This window comes from Candidatus Stoquefichus sp. SB1 (assembly GCF_001244545.1).
In the GTDB taxonomy this organism is placed as follows: Bacteria; Bacillota_I; Bacilli_A; order Erysipelotrichales; family Coprobacillaceae; genus Stoquefichus.
In genome coordinates, this window is the sequence record NZ_LN852696.1 from 964,376 (window position 1) to 981,134 (window position 16,759).

Annotated in this window: 15 protein-coding genes; 10 read left to right on the top strand and 5 right to left on the bottom strand. The window is 31.9% G+C overall.

Translation table 11 applies throughout. The annotated features are described in order from the left end of the window. From BN1865_RS17345 to BN1865_RS17355, 3 genes are all read left to right on the top strand, one after another. Positions 1–1,020, top strand: a complete 1,020-nt coding sequence (locus BN1865_RS17345; RefSeq protein WP_050638503.1) for a threonine aldolase family protein — start codon at positions 1–3, stop codon at positions 1,018–1,020. A gap of 110 nt (positions 1,021–1,130) precedes the next feature. Continuing rightward, the gene (locus BN1865_RS17350; RefSeq protein WP_050638504.1) at positions 1,131–1,409 is read left to right on the top strand and encodes an HU family DNA-binding protein; all 279 of its coding nucleotides are present in this window, start codon (positions 1,131–1,133) and stop codon (positions 1,407–1,409) included. A 96-nt stretch (positions 1,410–1,505) separates the two neighbouring features. Continuing rightward, positions 1,506–2,033 carry a flavodoxin domain-containing protein gene (locus tag BN1865_RS17355; RefSeq protein ID WP_232780434.1) on the top strand — a complete coding sequence of 176 codons (528 nt, stop codon included), beginning with the start codon at positions 1,506–1,508 and terminating at the stop codon, positions 2,031–2,033. Between the two features lie 68 nt (positions 2,034–2,101). Here the strand turns inward: BN1865_RS17355 and BN1865_RS18865 are convergent, their stop codons facing one another. The 4 genes from BN1865_RS18865 to BN1865_RS17375 form a co-directional block, all read right to left on the bottom strand. Next, positions 2,102–2,821 (bottom strand): anti-sigma-I factor RsgI family protein, encoded by a 720-nt coding sequence (locus tag BN1865_RS18865; RefSeq protein WP_232780435.1) that lies wholly within the window; start codon positions 2,819–2,821, stop codon positions 2,102–2,104. Then, positions 2,814–3,305: an RNA polymerase sigma factor gene (locus BN1865_RS17365; RefSeq protein WP_050638505.1), complete on the bottom strand. Its 492-nt coding sequence runs from the start codon at positions 3,303–3,305 to the stop codon at positions 2,814–2,816. The genes BN1865_RS18865 and BN1865_RS17365 overlap by 8 nt, the downstream gene beginning before the upstream one ends. 27 nt (positions 3,306–3,332) lie before the next feature. Next, entirely contained in the window at positions 3,333–3,641 is a 309-nt protein-coding gene (locus tag BN1865_RS17370) for a hypothetical protein (RefSeq protein WP_050638506.1), read from the bottom strand. 97 nt (positions 3,642–3,738) lie between these two features. Continuing rightward, positions 3,739–4,305 carry a PduL/EutD family phosphate acyltransferase gene (locus BN1865_RS17375; RefSeq protein ID WP_050638507.1) on the bottom strand — a complete coding sequence of 189 codons (567 nt, stop codon included), beginning with the start codon at positions 4,303–4,305 and terminating at the stop codon, positions 3,739–3,741. Between the two features lie 315 nt (positions 4,306–4,620). On the opposite strand from BN1865_RS17375, the gene gltB reads away from it, so the two are divergent. The 7 genes from gltB to BN1865_RS17410 all read left to right on the top strand — a co-directional run bounded on the left by gltB (position 4,621) and on the right by BN1865_RS17410 (position 16,388). After that, positions 4,621–9,138: a glutamate synthase large subunit gene (gene gltB, locus BN1865_RS17380; protein WP_050638508.1), complete on the top strand. Its 4,518-nt coding sequence runs from the start codon at positions 4,621–4,623 to the stop codon at positions 9,136–9,138. Between the two features lie 6 nt (positions 9,139–9,144). Further along, a complete protein-coding gene (locus tag BN1865_RS17385) occupies positions 9,145–10,623 on the top strand; it encodes a glutamate synthase subunit beta (protein ID WP_050638509.1) in 1,479 nt (492 codons plus the stop codon). 142 nt (positions 10,624–10,765) lie between these two features. After that, complete coding sequence (gene cdaA, locus BN1865_RS17390) at positions 10,766–11,566, top strand: diadenylate cyclase CdaA (protein ID WP_050638510.1); 801 nt, start codon at positions 10,766–10,768, stop codon at positions 11,564–11,566. Continuing rightward, positions 11,556–12,950 carry a CdaR family protein gene (locus BN1865_RS17395; RefSeq protein ID WP_050638511.1) on the top strand — a complete coding sequence of 465 codons (1,395 nt, stop codon included), beginning with the start codon at positions 11,556–11,558 and terminating at the stop codon, positions 12,948–12,950. The genes cdaA and BN1865_RS17395 overlap by 11 nt, the downstream gene beginning before the upstream one ends. Before the next feature lie 4 nt (positions 12,951–12,954). Then, positions 12,955–14,304: a phosphoglucosamine mutase gene (glmM, locus tag BN1865_RS17400; RefSeq protein WP_050638512.1), complete on the top strand. Its 1,350-nt coding sequence runs from the start codon at positions 12,955–12,957 to the stop codon at positions 14,302–14,304. Between the two features lie 79 nt (positions 14,305–14,383). After that, positions 14,384–15,040, top strand: a complete 657-nt coding sequence (locus BN1865_RS17405) for a response regulator transcription factor (protein WP_050638513.1) — start codon at positions 14,384–14,386, stop codon at positions 15,038–15,040. A 1-nt stretch (position 15,041) separates the two neighbouring features. After that, complete coding sequence (locus BN1865_RS17410) at positions 15,042–16,388, top strand: sensor histidine kinase (protein ID WP_050638514.1); 1,347 nt, start codon at positions 15,042–15,044, stop codon at positions 16,386–16,388. A gap of 12 nt (positions 16,389–16,400) precedes the next feature. Here the strand turns inward: BN1865_RS17410 and BN1865_RS17415 are convergent, their stop codons facing one another. Continuing rightward, entirely contained in the window at positions 16,401–16,739 is a 339-nt protein-coding gene (locus BN1865_RS17415; RefSeq protein WP_232780436.1) for a hypothetical protein, read from the bottom strand. Between the last annotated feature and the right edge of the window lie 20 nt (positions 16,740–16,759).

The following is a 16,759-nucleotide window of genomic DNA, read 5'->3' on the forward strand; positions in this document are numbered from 1 at the left end:
ATGTATAGTTTTTTAAATGATTATAGTGAAGGTGCTCATCCATTGGTCTTGGATGCTCTCATTCATACAAATAGTGAACAAACAGTTGGTTATGGTCTTGATCCATATTGTCAAAAGGCTAAAGATGTGATTATGAATAGAATTCATAATCATGATGTTGATATTCATTTTCTTGTAGGTGGTACTCAGACAAATCTGACATTCATATCATTTGCATTAAGAGATTATCAGGCTGTGATTGCCTGTGATGAAGGACATATTAATATTCATGAAACAGGTGCTGTAGAAGCAACTGGTCATAAAGTTCTCACAAAACCACATGTGTCTGGCAAGGTCACTGTTGATATGATTCGTGAAATTTTGCAGGAACATCCAGATGAACATATGGTACAGCCAGCAATGGTTTACATTTCACAGTCAACGGAATTAGGAACATATTATACAAAAGATGAGTTGCAGGCATTATTTACATTTACAAGAGAAAATAACTTATATCTTTTCTTAGATGGAGCCCGTTTAGGAAGTGCATTGGTTTTAGATGATGCTCCTGATATGGCAGATATTGCAAAATATACAGATGCTTTTTATATTGGTGGAACGAAAATGGGAGCAATGTTTGGTGAAGCATTGGTGATTGTTAATGATCATTTGAAAAAAGATTTTCGTTATCATTTAAAAAACAAAGGTGCTATGCTTGCTAAAGGAAGATTATTAGGAGTACAATTTTATACTTTATTAAAAGATTCTCTTTATGAAGATATTGGGCGTCATGAAAATGAAATGGCAATGATTATAAGAGAAGCACTAGAAGAAAAAGGCTATCCACTATATATGCCTTCTACGACAAATCAAATTTTTGTCGATTTGCCAAATACAGACATTACCAAAATTGAAGAACAATATATGATTACACATATCAAAAAATTAGATCAGGATCATTCACGAATTCGTATAGTGACTTCATGGGCAACAGCTGAAGAAGAAGCACTTAGATTTGCTGATTTTATCAAACAATTATAAAATTGACTTTTCTATTGAATTCGTTGTTTTAACTGTACAATAGGGATGTTTTGTATTATAATACTCAATAGGGCAAGCCCCTAAATTTACATAGAAACGGAGATTATAATATGAACAAAACTGAATTAGTAGAAAAAGTTGCAGCAAGTGCTGGATTAACAAAAACTCAAGCTGAAGCTGCAGTGAATGCTTTTGTTGAAACTGTTACTGATGTATTAAAAGAAGGAGACAAAATTACTTTAAAAGGTTTTGGTACTTTTGAAGTTCGTTCAAGAGAAGCAAGAACAGGTCGTAATCCAAGAACTGGTGAAACAATGACTATTGCTGCTAGTAAAGTTCCAGCATTTAAAGCAAGCTCTGCTTTAAAGAATGTAGTTAACGGTAAATAATGAATTGAGTGCCATTTGGCACTTTTTTTCTTTCTAAAGATGAAATTACGTGATTAATGATGGGAATTCATGTAAACTATAGATAAGGAGATGATTATGATGAGAGTCATTATTTATAAGACAAAACATGGAGCAACGAGAAAAGTTGGTAAAATTCTGAGTCATTATTTGGGTGATTGTTTATTGATGAATATTGATGATATTGATTATCCAACTTTACAAAAGGCTGAAACAATTATTGTTGGCACTCCTGTTTATTATGGAAAATTAGACTCAGATATTGTCTCTTTTATAAAAAATAATCAGGACTTACTGATTGCTAGAGATTATTGTTTATATGTTATTGGTATTCTACAAAGTGAGTTCATGACATATGTGACGAATGCATTTTCGTTTGAAATACTTAAGCATATGAGAGTTATTGCGGGATTAGGAGGAGCATTGTATTATCCTGATTTGGCGATTAGTGAAAAAATGGTTTTACAAGTCATGAATAAGCGTTCACCAGTTATTAAAAAACAAAAAAATAAGGATTTATTTGAAAATTTTAATGATGAAGAAATTAAAATATTTGCTGATAAGATTAAATATTTTCATAAAATAAAAAAGCATAATAAGTCTTAATTTATAAAATAAAGAAGGATGAAAATCATTGTTTATCAATGATTTTTACCCTTCTTTTTAAATATCAATTATGAATGCTTATGATTTTGATGATGATTGTCTTGGTTATGGTTAGGCTGACAACGATCTGGCACGAGTTCCTGATTGAAATTATATAAGATCGTATATAATTCTTGAATAGATAACTGATTTAATTCTTCTAATGAATATTGAGAAGTATAAGATATAATTGCTTCTATAATTTGATATTTACCAGCTGATATATGATGTGTTGCAGCATTGTGATGTGTTTCTTGAGTGATTTGTGAACAATGATATTGATTTGTATCTAGATGTTTTTCAAATAAAAGATTAAGAGTTGATTCTATTTTTTGAGATAATTTTTGATTATCTGAAAAAACAGTTACTTCTAATATACCATCACTAAGATAATTTTCATATTGTGTATCATTCAACAACTGTTGTATTGCTGATTGGAGTTTTTTTCCCTGGATAGACACTTGGTCTAAGATTTTTTGAGCTTCCTGATTGTAAGCAATCGTTTCTACAACAATGTTTTCTTGATTTAAGTGTAACTCCATACTAGGATTAATATCTAAAGATACATAAGCTACAGGTGTTGTAGATGGCTCAACTGAAAATATGAAAAAAAGCAGTAGACAGGCAATCAGTGGAAGGCATAAAAGTGCTTTTGGATATCTTTTTTTATGGAAAATGGAATCAAGAGTTTTCTCTTTCGTCACTTGACTTGCGTGAATTGAATCGAGTTCTTGCAATGGGTTATTCAAGATAATCACCTCCTAAGATATCTTTTAACTGAACTTTGGCACGTTTTAACCAAGTATGAATCGTATTTTCTTTTTTATGTAAAATTGCTGCAATATCACTTACTTTATAACCTTCATAATAAAAAAGATAAATGACATTTCGATAATGTTCTGGTAAAGATAATACAGCTTGCATTAAATCAGATGTTTGATGATAAGTGAGATAGGAATTGTCCTGTGATAATTCTTCCATATTAATTTTTGAATCAGTATATTTATAAAACCAGCTTTTAAAAATATCTTTACAGGCATTCATTGTGACTCGAATAAGCCATGCTTTTTCATGTTCTTCATTTTCAAAAAGAGGAGCCTTTGCATACTTTAAAAAGACAGTCTGAAAAACATCATCCACATCACATTGTTGTTTCATGTGAATAAAGCAAATTTTTTGTATCATATCTGCATATTGATCGATTGCTTTTCTCATTTCTTCTTCTGTACGCATAAGCCCCTCATATGATTCTGTTTTGTATTAGTGATGTTGAGTATGAGAATGATGATTCTCATGATGTGTTGATTGACCATGGTGTTCATCTTTCTTATTCTCATTGAAATGCTGTTCATGACAGTTTGTATGTCCTAAAATACATTGTGTTTGAGATGCCTCATTGTTGGCATAGCCTTGCTGGCCAATGCAATTAGATTGAACTGTGCTCATAGATATTGCATTAGTTGTAGGTTCCTGATTAGCTGGATAGGCAGCAACATTTTGCAGCTGCATAATAGCTAGTAGCCCCATTATAACAAAACTACATATAAAAAGATATTTTATTTTTCTCATATGAAATCCTCCTTATCACTAATAATACGATTACCTAACAGAAAAACTTTCAAAAAAAATAAAAAACTTATAAGTTTTCGCTTATAAGTTTTGTACATTATTTAATGATTGTACCTTCACATGGAGCACCAGCAGCATTTGATTCATCTGTATCAATATGCATTGCTAAAGCATAACTATCACTGACACGGCAAACAACATCACCAAATGTTAATGATCTACCATCAGTTTTTACTTCAACACTGACAACATCTTTATCCGCTACACCAAATTCAGCAGCATCTGCAGGTGTCATATGAATATGACGTTTTGCAGCAATGACACCACAAGGAATTTCAACCTTACCAGCAGGTCCTATTAATTGGCATCCTTCAGTTCCTTCAATGTCACCAGATTCTCTAACTAATGCTTTAATTCCTAATGATCTTGCATCTGTTAAAGACACTTCAACTTGAGTAGCATTACGTGTAGGTCCTAAGATAGACATTTTTGTTTCACCTTTTGGTCCGACAACTGTAACTTTTTCTGCACAGGCAAATTGCCCTGGTTGAGAAAGGTCTTTCTTGTTTGTTAATGTATAACCTTCACCAAATAATGTTTCTAAATCTGCTTGAGACAAATGAACATGTCTTGCAGAAGTTTCGACTAAAATTGTTTTTCCCATATATATCCTCCTATTAACATACATATCTTACAACTTTTTTATGTTTTTGCAAAGGTATTTACATTATTTTTCCTATTTAATTCATTATATTTAATAAAATTTATTAAAATAATAAAAAAATATCTCTTTGAAATAAAATGTTTTTGTTGATAAAAAATGCAAAACCTATACGTATCAACGGTTTTAAAGAATATTGCTGGAAAATAATGAAAAAAAATTTATTATAAATTTAGGAAATGTATAAATATAAACTAAATACTTTACAATATAAACAAAATATAGTATGATAGGAACCATTAAAAGGGGGATAAATGCATGAAACAAGAAGAAAATAATCAAAAAAGCCTATATAATCCTGCATTTGAACATGATAATTGTGGAATTGGTGCCGTTGTTAATATTGATGGAGAAAGAACACATCTTACAGTTTCCAATGCACTTAAAATCGTTGAACAGCTTGAACATCGTGCTGGTAAGGATGCAAAAGGTGAAACTGGGGATGGCGTTGGTATTTTAACACAAATTCCACATGCTTTTTTTAAAAAAAATATCCATGATTTTTCTTTGCCTAAAGCAGGATGTTATGGTGTGGGAATGTTCTTTTTTCCACAGAATCAATTTGAATGTAATCAAGCAAAAAGAATGTTTGAATCAATTGTCAAAAAAGAAGGAATGGATTTTTTAGGGTGGCGTGAAGTTCCTATTATGGCAGATGTATTAGGAAGTCAGGCACTTGTTGCGATGCCCTATATTATGCAAGGCTTTATCGCAAAACCAGCACATATAGAAAGTGGTTTGGCATTTGATCGACAATTGTATATTGTGCGAAGAATCTTTGAACAAAGTTATGAAGATACATATATATGTTCTTTATCTTCTCGAACAATTGTTTATAAGGGGATGTTTTTGGTTGGCCAATTGCGTCAGTTCTTTTGTGATTTACAAGATCATGATTATAAAAGTGCAATTGCATTGGTCCATTCACGTTTTTCAACAAATACAATGCCTTCATGGCAACGTGCTCATCCAAATCGTATGATTGTGCATAATGGAGAAATCAACACCATTCGAGGGAATGCAAATAATATGCTTTGTCGTGAAGAAATTATGCAAACGGATGTTTTAGATACAAGTAAAGTTTATCCTGTCGTTAATGTCAATGGCTCTGATTCTGCCATGTTAGATAATACACTTGAATTTTTGGTGATGGCAGGGGTGGATTTGCCTCGTGCAGTCATGATGTGTATACCAGAACCGTGGGAAAAAGATGCAAGTATGTCTAAACTTAAAAAAGATTTTTATGCATATAATGCGACAATGATGGAGCCATGGGATGGTCCGGCGTCAATCCTTTTTAGCGATGGAGAATTAATGGGAGCAGTTTTAGATCGTAATGGATTGCGACCATCACGTTATTATATAACAAAAGACAATTATCTGATTTTATCTTCAGAAGTTGGTGTATTAGATATTCCTGAGGAGGATATTGTTGTTAAGGAGCGTTTAAAGCCAGGAAAGATGTTATTGGTGGATACAAATAAGGGTCAACTCATCAAAGATGAAGATTTAAAAGAAGCTTATGCTTCAAGTCAACCCTATGGAGAATGGCTGGATAGTCATCTCATGCATTTAAAAGATATAAAAATTCCTAATCAAAAAGTGCCTCAGTCCCAAGGGAAAGAATTGATAAGATTACAAAAAGCCTATGGTTATGGGTATGAAGACATTAAGGATTATATTATTCCAACTGCAATTCATGGGATAGAACCTGTTATAGCAATGGGCGATGATTCGCCTTTGGCGGTTTTATCAAAACACCATCAGCCATTATTTCATTATTTTAAACAATTATTTGCACAAGTAACCAATCCACCAATTGATGCCATTAGAGAAGATATTGTCACATCAACATCATTATATATTGGTACAGATGGAAATATTTTAAAAGATGTTCCTGAAAACTGTCATCTTTTACAGATTCAAAATCCAATTTTATCAAATACAGATATTTTAAAATTAAAATCACTTCATCATAATGGCTTTCATTCAGCGACACTTTCTATGCTTTACTATAAAAATACATCATTAGAACAGGCTATTGAACGTTTATTTATTGAAGCAGATAAAGCTTATTATCAGGGAGCTAATATTTTTATTTTAAGTGATCGAGGCGTTGATGACAATCATGTTGCAATTCCATCATTACTAGCAACCGGCGCACTTAACCATTATTTGGTCAAGACCAAGAAACGCATGAAAGTTGCATTGATCGTGGAAAGTGGTGAACCTCGTGAAGTACATCATTTTGCTACTTTACTTGGTTATGGAGCAAGTGCTATTAATGGCTATCTGGTTCAGGATATTCTTTATGATGCGATTCAAAGAGGATTATTAGAAAAAGATTATTATGCTGCTGTTCAAGATTATAATGATGCAATTCTACATGGGATTGTGAAAATTGCTTCAAAAATGGGGATTTCAACAATTCATTCTTACCGTGGTTCACAAAATTTTGAAGCCATTGGTATTCATCAGGATGTTATTAATAAGTATTTTCCACATACAGTCAGTCGAATTGGTGGGATTTCATTAAAAGATATTCAAGATGATGTTGATGAACGTCATCGTCAGGCATTTGATCCATTGGGATTAAATACTGATATGATTTTGGATAGTCAGGGACGTCATAAAGAAAGAAGTGGCAAGGAAGATCATCTTTATAATCCGCAAACAATTCATTTACTGCAACAAGCAACGCGCATTGGGGATTATCAGTTGTTTAAGGAGTATAGTCGATGTATTGATGAAGAATCAAAACATATTCATTTAAGAGGAATGTTGGATTTTGTTCCTCAAGAAAAGAAAGTTCCACTTGAAGAAGTAGAAAGTGTTGATAAAATTGTTCAACGCTTTAAAACAGGAGCAATGTCATATGGTTCTATTTCTCAAGAAGCTCATGAAACAATGGCTATTGCTATGAATATGCTCAAAGGGAAAAGCAACAGTGGTGAAGGTGGTGAAGATCCTGCGAGATTTACACCTGATTCATCAGGTGCTAATAGATGTTCGGCTATTAAACAGGTTGCTTCAGGACGTTTTGGTGTGACGAATGAATATTTATGTTCAGCAAAAGAAATTCAAATCAAAATGGCGCAAGGAGCGAAACCTGGGGAAGGAGGACAGTTACCAGCTGGTAAAGTCTATCCTTGGATTGCTAAAACAAGACATTCTACACCGGGTGTAGGTTTAATTTCACCACCACCTCATCATGATATTTATTCCATTGAAGATTTGGCACAATTGATTTATGATTTAAAAAATGTCAATCAACAAGCACGTATTTCTGTAAAATTAGTATCCGAAGCTGGCGTTGGAACAATTGCTGCTGGTGTTGCTAAAGCAGGGGCAGAAGTCATTTTGATATCTGGATATGATGGTGGAACTGGTGCAGCGCCTAAAAATTCGGTTTATAATGCCGGATTACCATGGGAACTTGGATTGGCTGAGGCTCATCAAACTCTTTTAAAAAATGGCTTAAGACATCAAGTTGTTTTGGAAACAGATGGAAAGTTAATGAGTGGTAGAGATTTGGCTATTGCAACTTTGCTTGGGGCTGAGGAATATGGCTTTGCGACAGCTCCATTAGTGACGATGGGATGTGTTATGATGCGCGTATGTCATTTAGATACATGTCCCGTTGGCATTGCAACGCAAAATCCAGTTTTAAGAAAAAGATTTTCTGGTAAGCCAGAGTATATTGTTCATTTTATGAGATTTATTGCCCAAGAACTAAGAGAATATATGGCTGAATTAGGATTCAGAACAATTGATGAAATGGTTGGACGTAGTGATTTATTAACGTTTAACAATCAAAATATGAAAAACATTGATTTATCAGCATTGTGTTATTATCCATATCAAGAATCTAAACAGACATCATCTTCTACTCATAGAACTTATACATTTGGATTAGAGAAAGTCAAAGATACAACACATTTATTAAAACATTTTCAAGTACCAATTGAACAAGGTATTCCTGCTTCAATGAAAATTCATATTAATAATTTAGATCGATCATTTGGAACAATCTTAGGATCATATATAACTCAAAAATTAGGTCATCATGTTCAAGCAGATACTTATACTGTTGATTGTTTTGGATCAGGAGGTCAAAGCTTTGGTGCCTTTATTCCTTCAGGATTGACACTTCATTTAACGGGTGATTCTAATGATTATTTTGGGAAAGGCTTATCAGGTGGAAAACTAATTGTTAAAACCCCATCGGATTCATCTTTTGACGCATCTGAAAATATTATTATCGGAAATGTTGCATTATATGGAGCAACTTCAGGTGAGGCTTATATTAATGGTGTGGCAGGTGAGAGATTTGCTGTTCGTAATTCAGGTGCAACAGCAGTTGTAGAGGGTGTTGGGGATCATGGATTGGAATATATGACAGGTGGTATTGTGGTGATTATTGGTGAAACAGGACGTAATCTAGCCGCAGGAATGAGCGGTGGAATTGCTTATGTATATGATCCACAAAATAGTTTATATCAAAGATTGAATACAGATTTAGTTAAGTATACTCAAGTGCATTCATCTCATGATCAACAAGAATTAAAAACTTTACTTGAAAATCATTATGCTTATACAGCTTCTCAAAAAGCTAAAGATATTCTTGAGCATTTTGAAATCACAATACAACAGTTTAAAAAGATTATTCCATCTGATTATGAAAAAATGATTCAGTTAATGACAACTTATGAAAAACAAGGATTAACTCAAGAAGAAGCACAAATCAAAGCATTTTATGCAAAGAAGGAAGGATAAAAGATTATGGGGAAAAGAAATGGATTTTTAGAATTAACAAGACAAAGTGCTCAAACAATTGACCCGCTTGAAAGAATTATGAACTTTCAGGAATTTCATATACCTTTATCCAAAAAAGAACAAGTTAAACAAGCAGCAAGATGTATGGATTGTGGTATTCCATTTTGCCAATATGGACAAGAAATAAAAGGGATGGTTTCTGGTTGTCCACTCAATAACTTAATCCCTGAATGGAATGATTGCATCTATCAGGGGCATTATGATGAAGCATTAAAAAGATTATTAAAAACAAATAATTTTCCTGAATTCACATCAAGAGTTTGTCCAGCCCCTTGTGAGAAAGCATGTACATGTTCATTACATGGTGAAGCTGTTACTATTAAAGATAATGAATTTGCGATTATTGAAGATGCTTTTGAACATGGTTTAATGGAAAGTTGTATACCTGAAGTTCGAATTGATAAAAAAATAGCAATTGTTGGAAGTGGACCAGCAGGATTGGCAGCTGCGGATCAATTGAATCAGCGTGGTTATGATGTTGATGTATATGAACGTGATGATCGTATTGGAGGACTTTTAATGTATGGTATTCCACAGATGAAGATTGCTAAAGATATTGTGGAAAGAAGAGTCAAGAAAATGGAGTTAGAAGGTGTGACTTTTTATCCCAACCATGGAATTGAAAACAAACAACAGGCACAAACACTTATTGAAACATATGATGCAGTCATTTTGGCTTGTGGAGCACGTTCACCACGTGATATAGAAGTGCCTGGAAGAATGGCATCAAATGTTATATTTGCAGTTGATTATTTAACGCAAGTTACAAAATCACTACTCAATAGTGATTTTAAAGATGGTTTATGTGTGAATGCTAAGGGAAAAAATGTTCTTGTGATTGGTGGTGGAGATACTGGTAATGATTGTGTTGGAACAGCTATTCGTCAAGGATGCCATCAAGTTATCCAATTAGAAATGATGAAAGAGCCACCATTACAAAGAGGAGATAATAATCCATGGCCAGAGTGGCCACGAGTTAAGAAAACGGATTATGGTCAAGAAGAAAGTCTTGCTGTGTTTAAGAAAGATCCTCGTCTTTATCAAACAACAGTCAAAGAATTTATTCAAGATGATCAGGGTCAAGTAATAAAGGCAGTCTTAATTTCACTTAAAGAAACAGTAAAACAGGGACATCTTGTTATGGAACCCATTGCTGGAAGTGAAGAAATCATAGACGTTGATTTGGTTTTTATTGCAGCTGGATTTATAGGCTGTGAATCATCTGTTGCTGAGGCATTTGATGTTTCTTTAACCAAACGCCAAAATGTTGCTACAGTTGATAACACATACCAAACGAATCAAAAGAAAGTCTATGTGGCTGGTGATATGCGAAGAGGACAATCGCTTGTTGTATGGGCTATTCGTGAAGGACGTGAAGTGGCCAAACAAATTGATCTGGCTTTGATGGGATTTACAAATTTATAGTCAAAAGGATGTCAACAGAAAAACTGTTGGCATTTTTTGTTGTTAAAAAGGACAGAATTGACTTTTTCAGGAAATGAAAAGACTAACGTTTTATTTTTATTGTAAAACTGTTATAATATAAAAGAAATGTGGGTGATAAAGCGTGAGTTTAAGTTGGAGTGTTGTGATTAATTTTCTAAGATCTTCAATTGATTTGATTATTGTATGGTTTATTTTATATTATGTTATTTCAATGTTTAAGACGAATATGAAAACAATGCAGCTTTTTAAAGGTGTTTTGTTTATTTTAATTGTAAAGTTAGTAACAACAGCATTAGGGTTAACAACATTACAATATCTTGTTGATAGTATCATTAATTGGGGTGTTTTAGCTATGATTATTATTTTTCAGCCAGAGATTAGAACACTATTAGAAAAAATGGGTCAAACCAAAATGACAATGAAAAAGGAAATCAGTAATGATGAAAAAGAACGTCTGATGGATGAACTGGTTAATGCAATTACAACCTTATCAAAAGAACAGACAGGAGCCTTAATTACATTTGAAAGAACACAGTCATTAATGGATTATATTAATACTGGAACAAAAATTGATGCTGATATTAAAAGTGAATTGTTTTTAACAATTTTTTGGGAAGGAACACCTTTACATGATGGAGCAACAATTATTCAAGGTGATCGTGTAGCATGTGCGGCAGCCTTTTATCCGCCTACAAATAAAGAATTAAGTCCAAAATATGGTGCACGTCATCGTGCAGCAATTGGGATTAGTGAAATAACTGATTCATTGACAGTTGTTGTAAGTGAAGAGACAGGAACTATCTCTTTTGCTATGAATGGTGAATTAAAGAAAGTACCAACAAAAGAGTTAAGAGCTTCACTCGTTAATGAATTAAGCTGGTTTAAATCTAGTGATGAAGGAGGTCAAATCCATGAGTCCTAGACATCAAAAAGACAAAAAAGATATCCATGATTCAACAACAGAATTCTTTTTAAAAGTTGTTCAAAAAGAAAAAGAGAAAACAACTAAAGAAACTGTTACAAAGGATAATTTAACAAGTACAAAAACAAAAACAATTGATACTGTTGGACGCTTCTATAATTATATTAATAAGACATTGGATCGTATTTTATCAAGTAAGGCTAGCATTATGGTTCTTTCTTTTATGATAGCAGGAATTCTTTTTTATAGTATTTCTGGTAAAGATATTATTACGAGTCCAACTTCTGGATCAAAACTAGAAAATGTTCCTGTCAATATTGAAGGGTTAGATGATTCTTTAGAAGTAAGTGGTGTGCCAGATAAAGTCAATATTGGCTTGATTGGACCTTCTTTGGATATTTATAAAACGAATTTTATAAAAGATTATGAAGTTTATTTGGATTTAAAAGATTTGACAGCAGGTGAATATACTTTGAACTTGAAGTCACGTAATTTTCCAGATACATTGGATGTTATGCTGGTACCTGGATCTGTTAAAGTCAAATTATTACCAAAGGTCAGTCAGGAATTTGATTTAGGTTATCGTTTTATCAATGAAGATCAACTTGATAATGAATATTCTGTCAGTGTTGAACAAATTGATTTACAAAGTGTGACTTTACGTGCAAGTGAGGAAACTTTATCACGTGTTGAAAAAGTCGTAGCTTGTATTGATGTTGCAGATAAAACTGAAGCTTTTGAGCAAAATGCAGATATTAAAGCATATGATAGTAATGATAAAGAATTGAACATTGAAATATCAGCAAAGAAAGTTCATGTTCAGTGTAATGTTTCATCGTATAGTAAAGTTGTTCCTGTCAAGGCACAATTTGTTGGAGATTTGCCAACTGGATATCAGATTGCTAATTATTCACTTTCACAAAGTGAAGTGACTATATATGGTGTTGAAGAAAAAATTAAGGATATTTCAGTAGTGAGTGTTAATGTTGATGTTAGTGATTTGAAAACCACATCAACAATCAATGCTTCTTTAAAAAGAGAAAATGGAATTAATAAATTTTCAACCAAAGATATTGATGTCACTGTTGAAGTTGATAAAGTGATTACGAAGAAGTTTGAAAAAATACCGATTAAGGTTTTAAACAATGAAAAGAATTACCGTGTGTCATTCGCTGGTGAAGGTGGTTATGCAACTGTTTCAGTAACAGGAACAGAAGCAAAAATAGCAACTTTGACAGCTGACAATATACAAGCAACAATTGATGTTGATACTTTGAAGGTGGGAACTAGAAAAGTAGATGTGAAAGTTGCTGTCGATGATGAGAAATTAAAGATTGAGTTATTATCATCATCAAGAGTTACAATAAATATTGAAAGGAATTAGAAAAATGGGTAAATATTTTGGAACAGATGGTTTTAGAGGAGAAGCGAATGTTGATTTGACTGTTGAACATGCTTTTGAAGTGGGGAGATATTTAGGATGGTATTATTCTCGTCATCATAAAGCTAGAATAGTAATTGGAAAGGATACAAGAAGAAGTTCATACATGTTTGAATATGCACTTGTGGCTGGATTAACAGCAAGTGGTGCAGATGTTTATTTATTGCATGTCACAACAACACCTTCAGTTTCTTATGTTGTTAGAAGTGAAGAATTTGATTGTGGGATTATGATTTCAGCTTCACATAATCCTTATTATGATAATGGGATTAAGATTATCAATGGAAAAGGACATAAATTAGAAGCAACAGTTGAAAATTTAATTGAACAATATATTGATGGTTTAACTGATGCTATTCCTTATGCGACTAAGGATAATATCGGAAGAACTATTGATTATTCAATGGGTAGAAATCGATATATTGGTTATTTAATGAGTATTCCAACACGTGCTTTTAAAGATTTAAAAGTTGGTTTGGATTGTGCAAATGGTTCATCAAGTGCTATTGCCAAGAGTGTTTTTGATGCTTTAGGGGCTCAAACATATGTAATTAATAATCAGCCTGATGGAACAAATATTAATACCAATTGTGGTTCAACACATATTGAAGTTTTACAAAAATATGTTGTTGATAATGGTTTAGATGTTGGATTTGCCTATGATGGTGATGCTGATAGATGTATTGCTGTAGATGAATTTGGACGTGTTGTTAATGGTGATTTAATTCTTTATGTTTGTGGTTTAGAAATGAAACAAAAAGGTGAACTTGTCAATGATACAATTGTGACAACAATTATGAGTAACTTTGGTTTATATAAGTCACTTGATAAAGTTGGAATTAAATATGAAAAAACAGCTGTTGGAGATAAATATGTTTATGAGAACATGGTTCAAAATGGTCATTGTATTGGTGGAGAACAATCAGGACATATTATCTTTTCTAAACATGCAACAACAGGTGATGGTATTTTAACTTCATTAAAAGTAATGGAAACAATGGTTGAAAATAAAAGAACATTGGCTCAATTAACAGAAGCTGTTGAAATTTATCCACAATTATTAATTAATGTGCGTGTGACTGATAAAAAGCAAGCTCAAGAAGATCCTGATGTTCAAAAAGCAGTTAAGGAAGTAGAAGAATTATTAGGTGACGAAGGTAGAATTTTGGTTCGTGAAAGTGGAACAGAACCAGTTGTCAGAGTGATGGTAGAAGCACAAAGTGATGAAATTTGTCATGAATATGTTTTAAAGGTTGTGAATGTTATTAAAGAAAAAGGTTATGCAGTAGAAAAATAATGTAATTTCACATATTATCACAAATTATTGCCATATTATATGGCAATCTTTTGTATATAGTGAATGAGAGGTGATAAAAGTGAAGTATCGTATTAATATTATTGATGATGAAAAAAATTTAAATGATTTAGTGAGGACTTATTTAGAAAAAGAAGGATATATTGTTTATTCTTTTTATACTTATGAAGAGGCTTTATTGCATAAAGATGATGATGTCCATTTATGGATTGTTGATATTATGTTGGATAAAAATAGTGGTTTTGATTTATTGAATGAGATTAAGACATGTAAACCAGAAATGCCCATTGTCTTTATGAGTGCAAGAGACCAAGAATTTGATCGCATTATTGGGTTAGAAAAAGGTAGTGATGAGTACATTACAAAACCATTTAATATAAAAGAAGTCATTTTAAGAATTCATAATGTTTTAAAACGTGTATATAAAGATGATCCGGCTTTAATTAATATTGATGGATATGCTATTGATGAAGAGAAACGTAAAGTATTGTTAGATCATGAAGAGATTGAATTAACAACAAAGGAATATGAATTGTTATTATATTTTATTAAAAATAAAGGGATTGCTATTTCTCGTGAACAGGTTTTATCAAAGGTTTGGGATGAGAATTATTTTGGTAGTGATCGGGTTGTTGATGATACTTTAAGACGTTTAAGAAAGAAAATGCCAGACTTGAATATTAAGACAATTTATGGGTTTGGTTATCGTTTAGATTAAAATGAAGAATAAATTATCACGTTTCTATTTTTTGAAAAAATTATCACTTGTTCAGCAGTTAATTGTTGTTTTAAGTTTTGTTGGATTATTATTAGTAGCAGTGATGATGCCTTTGGTTGATTATAATTTAAGTTCAATTATTGATCAGCAGATGTATGAGACATTAAGTATGTCACAATATGCTTATTTTGATGGCTATATGCCAAATAGTGGACAAGATAAACCAACTTTTCATATTGTTTATGATAGTAGTTCTAATGCTTTTATTACAACCAATATTAAGCCGAAACAAGCGGTTTATGAATTATATAATGATTTATTTAAGGACGATTTAGAAAAAGTTAAGAATACATCAATACATAAGATTAAAAATAAAGGTCTTTATATGAATGAGACATACTATTATATGATTACAAGTTATGCAGATAATTCTTCTTATTATTTAATATCAATTGTAAATAGTGATTATTCAACAGATTTAATTACTTCATTAAGAAATCAAATTATCTATATTCAATATGGATTCTTTATAATATTCGCTTTTGTGATGATTATGTGGGTTTTAACTTTAATTAATCCTTTAAAGAAAATAAAAAATTATATTGATGATATTAAAAATAGAAAAAAGAGTGAGTTAATGATTGATCGTGCTGATGAAATAGGAATCGTTTCTAAAGCTTTGGTTGAAATGAAAGAAGATTTAGAGCAACAAGAAAGCATTAAAGAAGAAATGATTCATAATATCTCACATGATCTAAAAACACCGATTGCTTTAATACAGACATATGGTCAAAGCGTGAAAGATGATATTTATCCTTATGGTGATAAAAATAGTTCGATGGATGTTATTTTAGAAAATGCTGATCGATTAGAACATAAAGTTAAATCTTTCTTATATTTAAATCGTTTAGATTATTTACAGGGTGAAAATATTGAGTTAACAACTTTTAATATGAAACAGCTGATAGAAAAAATTGTTAGTCAAATGGATGCTTTAAAACCAGAAATTTCACTTTCTTCGCAATTAGAAGATGTTTGTTTTGTTGGTGATGAAGAGCATTGGCGTGTTGCTATTGAAAATATTATTGAAAATGCAACCAGATATGCAAAGTCACAGATTAAAATTGTACTGAAAGATAAATATTTAGAAATATATAATGATGGTGATAAACTTGATGAAGAGACTTTACCTTTCTTATTTGATCCTTATGTCAAAGGTGTCAAAGGTCAATTTGGTTTGGGATTATCTATTGTCAGTAAGATAGCAACGATGTTTGGATATCAGATTGATGCTGTCAATCAGGAAACTGGAGTCAGTTTTATATTTAAAAAAGAAACAACGTCATAAGGCGTTGTTTCTTTATGCATAATTTTTAAGTTTATTTATGACAGCAAATGTAACAAAAATGTTTAAAATAAATTCTGATGATATAAAGATAGAAATCAGTGCACCTTCAGGACCTAATATTTGTAAAATCAATGCATAAAGGATTGTTCCTAACCACATTGCTATAAAACCAATTTTCTTTTCTTTGGTTAATAAATAATATCCAAAAATAATGATGATTCCACAAAAGGCTCTCAAGATATTAAAAACTGAAAAATAATTTGTTAAACTTACTAAAATAGAAATACTCATTAAGACCATTGCGATGCATATAAACGTTGTTGTGAAATTTGTTCCCTTTGATTCCATCATATATTTCCTCCTATACATTT

Excerpts from the sequence above, each read along its gene's own strand:
- BN1865_RS17345 (WP_050638503.1), top strand. The coding sequence starts at position 1 with ATGTATAGTTTTTTAAATGATTATAGTGAAGGTGCTCATCCATTGGTC.
- BN1865_RS17350 (WP_050638504.1), top strand. The coding sequence starts at position 1,131 with ATGAACAAAACTGAATTAGTAGAAAAAGTTGCAGCAAGTGCTGGATTA.
- BN1865_RS17355 (WP_232780434.1), top strand. The coding sequence starts at position 1,506 with ATGATGAGAGTCATTATTTATAAGACAAAACATGGAGCAACGAGAAAA.
- BN1865_RS17365 (WP_050638505.1), bottom strand. The coding sequence starts at position 3,305 with ATGCGTACAGAAGAAGAAATGAGAAAAGCAATCGATCAATATGCAGAT.
- BN1865_RS17370 (WP_050638506.1), bottom strand. The coding sequence starts at position 3,641 with ATGAGAAAAATAAAATATCTTTTTATATGTAGTTTTGTTATAATGGGG.
- BN1865_RS17375 (WP_050638507.1), bottom strand. The coding sequence starts at position 4,305 with ATGGGAAAAACAATTTTAGTCGAAACTTCTGCAAGACATGTTCATTTG.
- gltB (WP_050638508.1), top strand. The coding sequence starts at position 4,621 with ATGAAACAAGAAGAAAATAATCAAAAAAGCCTATATAATCCTGCATTT.
- BN1865_RS17385 (WP_050638509.1), top strand. The coding sequence starts at position 9,145 with ATGGGGAAAAGAAATGGATTTTTAGAATTAACAAGACAAAGTGCTCAA.
- BN1865_RS17395 (WP_050638511.1), top strand. The coding sequence starts at position 11,556 with ATGAGTCCTAGACATCAAAAAGACAAAAAAGATATCCATGATTCAACA.
- glmM (WP_050638512.1), top strand. The coding sequence starts at position 12,955 with ATGGGTAAATATTTTGGAACAGATGGTTTTAGAGGAGAAGCGAATGTT.
- BN1865_RS17410 (WP_050638514.1), top strand. The coding sequence starts at position 15,042 with ATGAAGAATAAATTATCACGTTTCTATTTTTTGAAAAAATTATCACTT.
- BN1865_RS17415 (WP_232780436.1), bottom strand. The coding sequence starts at position 16,739 with ATGATGGAATCAAAGGGAACAAATTTCACAACAACGTTTATATGCATC.